The following is a 10,078-nucleotide window of genomic DNA, read 5'->3' on the forward strand; positions in this document are numbered from 1 at the left end:
GTCACGATTGCTCAGCCCAGGCGCGCCTTATGCCTGGGCCGCGACTGGCTACCGCAATTCCTTCCACTTTTTAGACCGTGTGTGACTCCCGAATGTACCCGAATTTATGTGTGTAATTCCCGAGTCTTAAATGACAAAGCGTCCAATATTGTCGGGAATCACACACGCTTTACCTCATAGTATCGGGAATCACACACGACTTACCCCGTAGTGTCGGGGATCACACACATAAATTTTCGGCTGTAATTAGTAGACTTTTAATCTAGGGGTAAAGTGGAGGGTGTGGGGGCAGGTTCACGCTGTGAATGGCGGCGGTTGGCGCAGCGATCTTGATAGAAGAGCTTTTTTTGAGATGACATCTCGCGTTGCGATCTACCCGACATGCCGCAGCTCATGATCGGTATAGCTCGAGAAGATGATAGTAAACTGCTCTTAAATGAGTACTTATTTAAAATTAATGACTAACTTTTAACTGCTAGTCTTTCCGTTTTGAAGTGCGTGTGCAGTGTATTCCACTTTTAATGGTCAGAGCTTGGTTGGGGTAAGGCTGGCCCTGGAGAGGAATCTCTCAGGGCCAGTGTGTGCACGCTTTCTCGGTATTTCATAATATTGAATGAACGACTAGTGTTGGGCGTGCCGCAAACAAAGATGCTGCTGCGTCGGCGGTTATCCCTGTTGCGCAAACACCATCAATCAGGATGATATTACCTGCGGCATTTGAGCGTAATCTATAACCGAAAAAGTCGCGCCGCACAGCGGTGCCTTGCTTTTTCAATTGGTAGATTGACTCTCTTGAGTTCCCTATTATCACATCGCGCACTGGAAGGCCGGTGTGGCTTGATAGGTGCCTTGCGATAAGTAGGTTCGACGTTGCTTTACCGGTTCGACTCGGAATCGGTATAAGTACGCCGTTCTCGGGCATAAGTTTGACCATTTCATTGGCCATACATTTTGCTGCCCAGGTGCATCCTTGCTTTAGTTGGTGCGCAAGCAAGCGAGCTCCTTCAGATCGGTAATAATAAGCAGAGAATTTCAGGTTAAAACCTTGCTGTTGTTTATCGCAAGTTTTTGCTAGTGAGCGCATTGCTTGAATTAAAAATCATTGTTTTCAGTCATGCTGTATGTTGTTGCAAACGTGCGAGTCACAATAATATGGTCGCATACATGAGCATCAATAAGTGACAGCGCTTCCTGAATCCGTTTTGTCACCGCAATATCTTCAGGGCTTGGTTTTTCAAAGCCTGAAGGATGGTTGTGAGCAAGTATGATTCCTTTTGCATTACTCATTAGAACCAATTTTGCTATTTCTCGCGTGTAGACTGCGCAGTGGTCAAGGGTCCCTCGGCCAACGCAGACGGTATCTATTAGCTTGTTTTGGCCATCCAATAGCGCAACATGCATTTCCTCATGCTCAAGGCTTCCTAGCGTTAAATTGAAAAGCTGGAAAAAAAGTCTTTTTGCGCTTGTGTGACAGGTGATTGATTGGGTTTTTTGTCGAAGTGATTGTTCAATAAAACGTATCGCTTCGGCAACAACTTCATCATGTGATTGAAAGGTGAGCATAGAGCCTCCAGTTAAATCCGTATTTAAGGAGGGCACTAGCCCCATCGGGGAAATGCCCCGATGGGTAGAAAATGTGTAAACCCAGTTTTCACTGCGCTGAATTTCAGGTTTATTGATCAGCTTTTTTAAAGGCTTTTGCAAGGCAAAGAGCACTAGGTAATTCAATCAGTTGTTTCAACCTTTGTCAATCTCTTAGCTTTTGGTGTCAATAGGGTTCCATAAGTGCCATTAGTGGTATTTGTGGATCATTGAATAATTGACGGGTTAAGGAGCACAATTTAGAATTTAATGCGTAAAGTTGTTAGGCGCTCCATAAACGAACGTTTGTGGAGCGGTGGAGCTGTAACGGTATGGTGGGTAATATTAAATAATGAAGCTAGGCTATGCGCGGGTATCTAAAGCTGACGGTAGTCAGCTTCTCGATTTGCAGGTGGATGCACTTGTTGAGGCTGGTGTTGATAAGGGTAGTATTTATCAGGATCGGGCTTCCGGTAAGAAAGATGATAGGCCAGGTCTTGACTCTTGCTTGAAGGCTTTACGTGACGGCGATACATTGCTGGTCTGGAAGCTTGACCGCTTGGGGCGAGACTTAAGGCATTTGATTAATACAGTGCAGAATTTAGCTGAGCGTAATATAGGCTTTAAAGTGATTGCAGGGCAGGGTGCCGATATCGATACATCGACAGCCTCCGGGAAATTGGTTTTTGGAATCTTTGCGGCTTTGGCCGAATTTGAAAGAGAGCTTATTCGAGAAAGAACGATCGCTGGATTAAAATCGGCGAGAGCCCGGGGGCGGAAAGGTGGTCGAAAATTTCAACTATCTAAGAGCCAGGTTCGCTTGGCCCAGGCCTCAATGCGTAGCAGTAACACCAATGCTAGCGAGTTATGTCGAGAGCTTGGTGTTTCTAGGCAGACGCTGTATCGCTATGTTGGGCCAGGCGGCGAGTTAAGGGGGTACGGTAAACAGGTGCTAGGAGAGTGAGTAGGCGGTGCGGTTTGAGGTGGGTTCGCCAAGCCTACATGGCGGGCTTCTAAAGAAACTAAGAGATTGTGCAAGCAGGTGTAAAGTCTTGCAAGTAAAAATGGGTGAAATTTCATTATTATTGTTAGGAGCAAATATTGATGGTTGATACTGTGGATGAATCTATTATTGACGGCGGGATCACTCGCGCCCTTGCTGTAAAGCCTGAGCTCGAAAAGCTAAAAGGCCTTGATGTTATGAGGGCTGATGCTATTGCCTTAGTTAAAGCGCACGAATTCTATTTCTCGCATGAGAGTATGATTCCAATTGGCGCTCGCAGGCAGACGGTTGCAGACTTTCTTTGCGATAACCCAAGCGCTCTGAAAAATATTGTAGGCGCTATTTCTTTGGGTGAAAAGTCATGAACAAGGAAAGGAAAATAGAAAACCTAAATTACGCTGCTTACCATATTTATGAAGCCTTTGTGAGTAAGGGGTATGCGGAAGCTTATCTTGATGAAAAACTTGATACGTTATTAGACTGCGATAAATTCCAAGCCATTCTATTTTTACATAACTGTGACGCCGACATCCAAAGAAAAGTCGCTGACGTCGTCGGGGTTGACGTGTTGGACCTTAAGAAAGCGATCGAAGTTATGGGTCATTTTTAAATTAAGGAGAATAAGTCGTATGTCTATTTTTTATGCCAAGCAAGGTCTCTCTAGCTGCCAAATTGGCGGGGCGGTATCGTTAGCCATAATCCACGACCTTCAAGTTAACCTCTCGTCGCTTCCTGGATTTCCGCAAGTCACTGTTCTTAGTTTGAAAGATGGTTTTTTTCCAATCGAATTGTCTTGGAGTTCGGATGGAGAAGGTGTGAAGTCAGTTGCTTTTGAGCTTGAGGAGGGCAAAGCATTCGCTGCTGCTAAGCGGTTTCAAGATCGTAAATCATTTGACAGGGATATATTCGAGTCCGTTCAATCAGCAATGGCAAGGCTTGAAGGTGTTGCCTGTGTTAAATAAGTAGGTGAAGCGAGCTACCAGGGGAAAGCTATGAAGTTACCGATATCAACCGAGCAGGCCGAAGAGATAATAAAGAAAGATATTGCGCATGTTGTTGCAACTCTAGAGCGTGCGCTAGACGCAATCAAAAACCCTTCCTCGGAGCAGGTTGACATGGAAGGAGCTATAGCAAAAATATATATAAGCGAGGGTTTTATCAGTACGCTTGATGGTTTGGCGGATATGCAGCTTCAGCTACGAGCTGAAAGAATGAGGCAGGCCGCTAACGAATAAAGAGAGGCTGATCGTTAGCGCAATATCACAATTAGCTTGATGGGCAGGCATTCATATTCACGTAAAATCAGGAGAATCCAATGAAATTTAAGTTAATCCTTGCTGCAATATCGGTGATGGCTCTGCCATCCTGCTCAAAAACGTACGATTACTCGGGTTCTTTTGAGGCAACAAAAGGAGAGGGTTGCGAGGTTCTCGATGGGGATAACGAAATAATTACTATATTTCCAAGCGCTGATGGCGCCAGTAGTTATACGGCAAGATTAAATTCAAACATGTCTGGTGGCGGGGTGTTCCCCTTGGAGAGCAAGCCATCTAATGTCAGTGAAGATGGCTCAATAACTTTTATGTTTTTCAAAGAGGGGAAGCCCGGTCTTTTTTCAGGTCAACCTGGAGTTGATATGAAAATAAAGATCAAGCCAAAAGATTCTGATCACCTATATCTGGAGAGTTGGCCTGTGGCATTTTCCTCACCTAGCAATTCATCTTTTAATGGGTCTTTTGATTTCGTTAAAGACTCTGAATTGTCAATGATGGGGACAACGGCGCCAAACGAACTGTCTAGGTATGCAGGGAAAAGCGGTCTGTGTCTGAAAAAAATTGAAATATGAGCGGAGCAACGCTTGAAAGAAAATAATTCCACAAAGTAAGGAAAGTCTATGAAAGGTGTAAAAAAAGATGTTTTGTTTGGTGAGATAGATACTCGAGGGGAGTCTTGTAGTCTAGAGTTTGCAGGTGTAGTCAGTGTTGCAAGGCGTCTACAGCCTAGAGGTTTCGTGAATCAAATAAATCGATTGCTTAGGGAGAGTGGAGGTAGTGTCGAGGCCATTGAACATACTTCAGATCCTGATTTTTACGTTATCTTGGACAAGCTTTCTAAAGCGGACATTGATTGTATCTATATAGGCAGGCGTACAGATCAGAATTCAGCGGTAAAAGCGACGCTAGACTGTTCGTTATTTCTAAGTGATGGTTTATTTAGAGTTGTACCTCAGTGGTGCTCTTATAAAGATACCCGTGCCGATGAAATTGTTGGCGGCCTGATTGAGCCTTTATTTAAGAATGAATTGATTGGCATCGTTTATATAGATTATGGGCAGGATGAGTTCGAGAAGCTTCCAGATAGCATTGAAGAGGCTTCTAGGGCCTTATTTTCTTTGTCTGGATACCCAAAATACAAAAAGGAAGTGTTATGAAAAATATAGTGATGATGGTGGGTTTGGTTGTCACGGCGTTACCAGTATTCGCCGCTGACCAATGCGAGACTAACTTCACCAAGGAGGGAGGGTTCTTTAAGGGGACTACCTTCAAGACCTGGGCAAATATTGAGGGCGTGACCGTAGGTGATGCGCACTCTAGCGTCTATCGACACATTGCTAAAGATGGATGGAATATTGTTTCATCTGACAAAGAGGCTGGTGTTCTCACCGCGTCGCAAACGGTATCGTACGGTAAGGGTAAGACAGCCCCGCTCAATATCATCTTTGAGCCTAATGCCGAGACTGGTACAAGGATATCTCTAAGTTACGCTCTATCCGGTGGTGTGTCTTCGCCGAAGAAGGCGGTCATTGAAAGCTTCTGTGCAACGATTGCTTCTGCGACAGGTAGTTCAATGTGATGTTTCTTTGCTCGGGTTTCAACTTTTAAGCGCTCATGTTGAGCGCTTCTTTTTATATTCTATTGTTTCGTACGATACATGTTTTGTAGTGATCAAAAGCAATTGTTTTTACTGTAGCCTTACCATCCTGTTGATTTCTTTGGTAATGCTCTCGAAATCTCTGGTAATGCAGTCCTATTTGCTGGTAAATATTTCATTTTTAGTGGTAATTCAGTTGAGTCTGTTGGTAAGGCTGAAATGCCTTTATCGTGCGGCTTTCTCAAATTTGTATTGTTTTGTTGTTGCAAATTGTATCGTACGATACAATAATTGCTGTGTTAATTAGATCGTTGGTGTCGAAATGAATGAAGGGCCTACAAGTGCGTTATATGGAGCTATTGAGCACGCGTACAACCATTTTAATGCGACATTGTTTGAGGGTAAGTTACCCAAGGTACTTTTTACTGTTCAGCGCCAAAAAAATGTAATGGGATATTTTAGTCTCGAGCGTTGGACCTCAGTTGGCGGTGATCGATGCCATGAAATTGCTATCAATCCCGCGTATATCGCCAGGGCGGCGCTATTAGAGGTGTTTCAAACCCTTTGTCACGAGATGGCGCACTGTTTTCAGCATTGCTATGGCAACCCCAGTAGAACTGCGTATCACAATAAAGAGTGGGCGGATCATATGGAGTCCATAGGGTTAATGCCCTCTGCTACAGGCTTGCCAGGCGGCGCTCGGACGGGACAAAAGATGAATGATTACCCTCTGAAAGGAGGCGCCTTTATTCGTGAGTGCGACGTCTTGGTGAAAGGTGGCTTTGGTTTGCCCTGGGTAGATCGGCAGGCGGAAAGCTATACGCCAGTTTTGAGCGAGGAGGGCACGTCTTATATGGGTTCTCTGGATTTGGAGCCCGAATCATTGGATCGCCTTTCGTCATCGCTTGATCAAGTTGTTGGTGAAGAAGTCTTTGCTAATGTAAAGCCGGCCAAAGGCAAGGTTAAGTCAAAGTACTCTTGTGAAGGTTGTAGTTCTAACGTTTGGGGTAAGCCAGGGTTAAGGTTGGCCTGTTTAAGCTGTGATCAAGAGCTTGTTGAGAGTGCTTAGTGACAATTGTATTGGTCTCTACAATGAGCGGCACCCTCTGGAGGATAGTGGCATCAAGGGCTCTAGTTGGTCCTAATAATTCGGGGTATGCTCCGGTTTAAATTGGTTAATTAAGTAGATTTTATTCTGACACTCTATTATTTGGACATAAACATGAAAAAGGTTAATTTGATAGCGCTAGCTATAATTGCGGGTTCATTAACAGCTTGCGGTAGCGGTGGGGGCGATAGTGCAGGCGGAGTGTCAGGAGCAGTTGATGACGCGTTGAAGTCCTGCGGCGGCACTTACGAAGAGTGCGCGGGTGAAAACCCACAAGTTTGGGTTTGGGATGAGGAAAACTACGATTCATTTGCACACCAACAGATGGCCATAACGCTTGAAAAAAGCCATATCTCTTACCTTCAATCTTTCGAGGATCATACTGATAGAATTCCTAATTCTCCAGATCGAACGGAGCTAGAGCTCGTTGATTTATGGGCTAAATATTATGTGGAGAAAATGGACTCTTTTATTGTTCAAGTGAAGCCGGTTATAGTCAATATATATAATGACTACGGCGCCTCCACAGAGCCTGATCGCTATCTAGCGAATGCTTTAGTCGAAGTCGAATCTATTAGGCAGCGATTTATTGAGCAGTATAATATGTTCATTGAGCCGATGTTCTACCCGTACCCTGATGCCAGTGAGCGCTTGGTCTCTCTAGATCTTCTGACGCCTTATTTAAGCCAGCTCGATACGATTTCTGTCGAAATTACTATGGAGATAAATTAATGCGTTCGCTAAGGCTCTTTGGGGTGCTGCCGGGTGGAATTTGATCATATTGTTGTCATTAATGTCATTTACAGCTAATCTGGGTTTTGAAATTTTATTCTTTTAGTGATTAAAGGAAGGGAGCTATGAAAACGTCTGCAGTTCCGCTGTCAGCGGTAAGCTCAAGATTTATAAGTCTATATACTTTATTGAAAGGCATTGACTGGTCTAAATACTCCATGTTAGCCCTCAAGATCGTCTGGGGCTCAATAATGGTGGCTTTCTCTGTGGTAATTGTTGTTCTAAAACTATTATCGTTAGGGGCAACTTCTGAGAATGAAGAGTCAAGTGACGAGGAGTCGGATGAGGACGGTACACTTTTTGTTAATATGCGTACCGGAGAGAAGTCCCCCATGAAGTTTGATTCTTTCGATAAGCTTTAAGCTTTAAGCTTTATTTATGCCAAAGATCCCACTTAAATGGGCTCTTTGGCATGTTCACTTCAACGGCGCCCCATACTCTTAACTCCTCCTGTTGCTATCGATTGAGCCTTGCTTGCGCCGCTTGAGGCTGCGTTTGCGCTCCCTCGTCCCATGTTACCAATTGCTCCACTGATCGCTGATGAAAAATTGAACCCTACCATTCCCAATAGGCCAGTAAATACAGCTGGGATTAGTATGTAGCTCATCCTTGATATCCATTTTAAAACGCTTAATGCAAGACTATCATCGCTAGACATGCTACTCCCTAAGCTACTAAGGCCCCTTGTTGCTATCAGTGCATCTTCATTTAAGCTTGTGTCCGAAAACCCAGATATCAACGAGCTTATCAAATAGTTGTCGATGTACTCTGCTAACTCAAATAAGTAGCCCCAAAAAATCACTGAAAAAAGTATCACTGTTATTCCCAGTACTCTTCCGATATCAAAAAGCATAAAGTTCATGAGTAATGGCAAGAACATGACAAATAACATGATGATCAATGCTTGGATTACGGGTGCTGCTGCGCGATAGGTATTTGCCTCGGCTCGGTTCGGAATAGACTTGAAGAAAATGCCTACAGCCGCTATGACGTCTGATAATGTGTCAAGGTTTTTACTCACAAAGTTTTTTTGCTGCTCGTAATTTTTACTTAATCCATTTGTTAGCTTGGCATCGTTCTTTAAGGCTAGTAGGAGTATGTAATCATCAAGACTTGCTGTAGAGGTCATTCCTGTCGCGTTCGCAGCCCAGTATTCTAGCCATTTAAGCCAATCGCTATTACCTTCCGTTTTGATGTGCTCGAGAGTTCGCTCACGAAGCCCATTATCAATACCACTAGCTGAGTACTGCTCTGACCACCATTCGTGACAGAAAGGAATCCAGCGGTCTCCTGTTTGCTCTTTGGAAGCCGCTGGTCCATCAACTGTCTCCCTCCAAAAGAAATGCTCGTTGGGAGTCGATGAACGCTCACCGGGATAATACTGCGCTTGTGTTAAAAATAACCTAGAGCCTAGCCAGCTAATATCCTGCTCAACGTTACTGATGGTGTTAGGTATTGTGAAGTTTGGGTCCTTGCTGTCCTTCAAATACGTGACGACCGCTTTTTTCCAGCAGTCATCCTGAAACTGTTCTAATTCACGTAAAAGCTTTGGGTCCTTGATGTTTGCGTTTGATATTCCTGAAGTCATCAACCTAAAATCAGGATTGCAGGGAAGCTCCATCTTTAAGCTATAGGCCACAGCATTTGATAGGTTGGAAATCAGGTACCACCATAATGGAATCTTAATAACACTGCCGTTGATTGTACTCATGAACCGGTTTGATGCGTTTCCAGCTGTGTTGCCTGCATCATCAAAGACGGTTTCTTCTGTCTTTTTATCAATGAGGTTAATGTCAGTTCCAGCAGGTTCGCAGTAAACGTCATTGAAGACCATTTTTGTCGGCTGTAGGGTTACCAGCGGCTGAGCAGCAATAATCATCACTGCCAGCATTGTGTAGATACGTATTTCGATCGCTTTAACGAAATCACCGGTTTTATGTTCTTCCCGTTCTGACCCTTTAATCAGCGTTTGAATGATGGCAACGGCGAATGGCACCAAGACTAACCCTGTGCCTGTTAACAGTCCCCACAGTGCATCGTACATATACCATCCGAGCATTGTGGTATACAGCTCAATTATGCTTCCAACGGGCATAGTTAGACTCCCATCAATTTGAAGATGCTGAACCCAACCAATATTTCATAGATCACAATGATACTTAGCATCAACTTTCTTGATTGCGCAATTCGATGCTCTGGTACCTCAGTGTTAAATGATTCCACAATACTTTTCCACTTTACATAGAGCGCAATATAAAGCCCTAAGCGTAGCAACACGAAAGTAATTGACTGGTTGATATTGAATTCAGATATGGCCTTTACGCTCTCCGGAGCAGTCATACCTAAGGCAATCACTAATGTTGTCAGTAGCGCAATAATCCCGTATGCCACCCACTTTATTCTTTTTAAGCGCTGAACGTTATTCATCTTTCATTGCTCCAGCTTTAAGTCCATTTAACTCAGTCGTGGGATTTCGAATTTCATGAAGCTCTGGAGTACTTTTCCTGGCGCTTGTGAGCTGATTAAGATTGAGCGCGGTTTGGCTCATTAGCTTTTTGCGGACCTCGCTTTCGAACATAATGTTATTAATTTCATCATCGAGTACACCTTTGACATCCCGCAGGCTAGTCATCGCTTCTTCATTGGCCATAACGTTCGGTTCTTGCATTCCTATTTTGAGAATATCTCTTGCTGTCAACGCTTTTGAGATAACCGACATCATT

16 protein-coding genes are annotated in these 10,078 nt (G+C 44.0%); 11 read left to right on the forward strand and 5 right to left on the reverse strand.

Translation table 11 applies throughout. The annotated features are described in order from the left end of the window. Positions 1 to 601: 601 nt before the first annotated feature. Together AC3A8L_RS16445 and AC3A8L_RS16450 are read right to left on the reverse strand one after the other, a co-directional pair. Complete coding sequence (locus AC3A8L_RS16445) at positions 602 to 946, reverse strand: hypothetical protein (RefSeq protein ID WP_487963362.1); 345 nt, start codon at positions 944 to 946, stop codon at positions 602 to 604. 146 nt (positions 947 to 1,092) lie between these two features. Next, entirely contained in the window at positions 1,093 to 1,563 is a 471-nt protein-coding gene (locus tag AC3A8L_RS16450) for a JAB domain-containing protein (protein ID WP_487963363.1), read from the reverse strand. Between the two features lie 370 nt (positions 1,564 to 1,933). Between AC3A8L_RS16450 and AC3A8L_RS16455 the strand changes: the two genes are divergently transcribed. From AC3A8L_RS16455 to AC3A8L_RS16505, 11 genes are all read left to right on the forward strand, one after another. Further along, on the forward strand, positions 1,934 to 2,545 hold the full coding sequence (locus AC3A8L_RS16455) for a recombinase family protein (RefSeq protein WP_487963364.1): 612 nt from the start codon (positions 1,934 to 1,936) through the stop codon (positions 2,543 to 2,545). A 137-nt stretch (positions 2,546 to 2,682) separates the two neighbouring features. Next, complete coding sequence (locus tag AC3A8L_RS16460; RefSeq protein WP_487963365.1) at positions 2,683 to 2,949, forward strand: hypothetical protein; 267 nt, start codon at positions 2,683 to 2,685, stop codon at positions 2,947 to 2,949. Beyond that, on the forward strand, positions 2,946 to 3,194 hold the full coding sequence (locus AC3A8L_RS16465) for a hypothetical protein (RefSeq protein ID WP_236987218.1): 249 nt from the start codon (positions 2,946 to 2,948) through the stop codon (positions 3,192 to 3,194). The genes AC3A8L_RS16460 and AC3A8L_RS16465 overlap by 4 nt, the downstream gene beginning before the upstream one ends. 19 nt (positions 3,195 to 3,213) lie before the next feature. Then, positions 3,214 to 3,546, forward strand: a complete 333-nt coding sequence (locus tag AC3A8L_RS16470; RefSeq protein ID WP_236987219.1) for a hypothetical protein — start codon at positions 3,214 to 3,216, stop codon at positions 3,544 to 3,546. 30 nt (positions 3,547 to 3,576) lie between these two features. Further along, a complete protein-coding gene (locus AC3A8L_RS16475; RefSeq protein ID WP_487963366.1) occupies positions 3,577 to 3,819 on the forward strand; it encodes a hypothetical protein in 243 nt (80 codons plus the stop codon). Between the two features lie 80 nt (positions 3,820 to 3,899). Then, complete coding sequence (locus tag AC3A8L_RS16480) at positions 3,900 to 4,430, forward strand: hypothetical protein (RefSeq protein ID WP_487963367.1); 531 nt, start codon at positions 3,900 to 3,902, stop codon at positions 4,428 to 4,430. A gap of 48 nt (positions 4,431 to 4,478) precedes the next feature. After that, positions 4,479 to 5,015, forward strand: a complete 537-nt coding sequence (locus AC3A8L_RS16485) for a hypothetical protein (protein WP_487963368.1) — start codon at positions 4,479 to 4,481, stop codon at positions 5,013 to 5,015. Next, a complete protein-coding gene (locus tag AC3A8L_RS16490; RefSeq protein ID WP_236987223.1) occupies positions 5,012 to 5,437 on the forward strand; it encodes a hypothetical protein in 426 nt (141 codons plus the stop codon). The genes AC3A8L_RS16485 and AC3A8L_RS16490 overlap by 4 nt, the downstream gene beginning before the upstream one ends. A gap of 340 nt (positions 5,438 to 5,777) precedes the next feature. Further along, positions 5,778 to 6,524, forward strand: coding sequence for a SprT-like domain-containing protein (locus AC3A8L_RS16495; protein ID WP_487963369.1), 747 nt, complete (start codon positions 5,778 to 5,780; stop codon positions 6,522 to 6,524). Positions 6,525 to 6,677: 153 nt separating this feature from the next. After that, positions 6,678 to 7,295, forward strand: a complete 618-nt coding sequence (locus tag AC3A8L_RS16500; RefSeq protein ID WP_487963370.1) for a hypothetical protein — start codon at positions 6,678 to 6,680, stop codon at positions 7,293 to 7,295. Positions 7,296 to 7,546: 251 nt separating this feature from the next. After that, the gene (locus tag AC3A8L_RS16505) at positions 7,547 to 7,717 is read left to right on the forward strand and encodes a hypothetical protein (RefSeq protein ID WP_487963371.1); all 171 of its coding nucleotides are present in this window, start codon (positions 7,547 to 7,549) and stop codon (positions 7,715 to 7,717) included. A gap of 59 nt (positions 7,718 to 7,776) precedes the next feature. Here AC3A8L_RS16505 and AC3A8L_RS16510 read toward each other — a convergent pair whose 3' ends face one another. The 3 genes from AC3A8L_RS16510 to AC3A8L_RS16520 form a co-directional block, all read right to left on the reverse strand. Then, entirely contained in the window at positions 7,777 to 9,450 is a 1,674-nt protein-coding gene (locus AC3A8L_RS16510) for a conjugal transfer protein TraG N-terminal domain-containing protein (RefSeq protein WP_487963372.1), read from the reverse strand. Between the two features lie 2 nt (positions 9,451 to 9,452). After that, a complete protein-coding gene (locus AC3A8L_RS16515) occupies positions 9,453 to 9,782 on the reverse strand; it encodes a hypothetical protein (protein ID WP_487963373.1) in 330 nt (109 codons plus the stop codon). Then, positions 9,775 to 10,078, reverse strand: a 304-nt coding sequence (locus AC3A8L_RS16520; protein WP_487963374.1) for a hypothetical protein, incomplete at its 5' end; no start/stop codon positions are given. The genes AC3A8L_RS16520 and AC3A8L_RS16515, both read right to left, overlap by 8 nt.

The sequence above is a fragment of the Marinagarivorans sp. genome (genome assembly GCF_982758155.1).

What these genes read in the sequence shown, in the direction of transcription:
- AC3A8L_RS16510 (WP_487963372.1), bottom strand. Translation starts at nt 9,450, where the DNA reads ATGCCCGTTGGAAGCATAATTGAGCTGTATACCACAATGCTCGGATGG.
- AC3A8L_RS16495 (WP_487963369.1), top strand. Translation starts at nt 5,778, where the DNA reads ATGAATGAAGGGCCTACAAGTGCGTTATATGGAGCTATTGAGCACGCG.
- AC3A8L_RS16470 (WP_236987219.1), top strand. Translation starts at nt 3,214, where the DNA reads ATGTCTATTTTTTATGCCAAGCAAGGTCTCTCTAGCTGCCAAATTGGC.
- AC3A8L_RS16500 (WP_487963370.1), top strand. Translation starts at nt 6,678, where the DNA reads ATGAAAAAGGTTAATTTGATAGCGCTAGCTATAATTGCGGGTTCATTA.
- AC3A8L_RS16450 (WP_487963363.1), bottom strand. Translation starts at nt 1,563, where the DNA reads ATGCTCACCTTTCAATCACATGATGAAGTTGTTGCCGAAGCGATACGT.
- AC3A8L_RS16505 (WP_487963371.1), top strand. Translation starts at nt 7,547, where the DNA reads ATGGTGGCTTTCTCTGTGGTAATTGTTGTTCTAAAACTATTATCGTTA.
- AC3A8L_RS16485 (WP_487963368.1), top strand. Translation starts at nt 4,479, where the DNA reads ATGAAAGGTGTAAAAAAAGATGTTTTGTTTGGTGAGATAGATACTCGA.
- AC3A8L_RS16455 (WP_487963364.1), top strand. Translation starts at nt 1,934, where the DNA reads ATGAAGCTAGGCTATGCGCGGGTATCTAAAGCTGACGGTAGTCAGCTT.
- AC3A8L_RS16490 (WP_236987223.1), top strand. Translation starts at nt 5,012, where the DNA reads ATGAAAAATATAGTGATGATGGTGGGTTTGGTTGTCACGGCGTTACCA.
- AC3A8L_RS16475 (WP_487963366.1), top strand. Translation starts at nt 3,577, where the DNA reads ATGAAGTTACCGATATCAACCGAGCAGGCCGAAGAGATAATAAAGAAA.
- AC3A8L_RS16465 (WP_236987218.1), top strand. Translation starts at nt 2,946, where the DNA reads ATGAACAAGGAAAGGAAAATAGAAAACCTAAATTACGCTGCTTACCAT.
- AC3A8L_RS16445 (WP_487963362.1), bottom strand. Translation starts at nt 946, where the DNA reads ATGGCCAATGAAATGGTCAAACTTATGCCCGAGAACGGCGTACTTATA.
- AC3A8L_RS16480 (WP_487963367.1), top strand. Translation starts at nt 3,900, where the DNA reads ATGAAATTTAAGTTAATCCTTGCTGCAATATCGGTGATGGCTCTGCCA.
- AC3A8L_RS16515 (WP_487963373.1), bottom strand. Translation starts at nt 9,782, where the DNA reads ATGAATAACGTTCAGCGCTTAAAAAGAATAAAGTGGGTGGCATACGGG.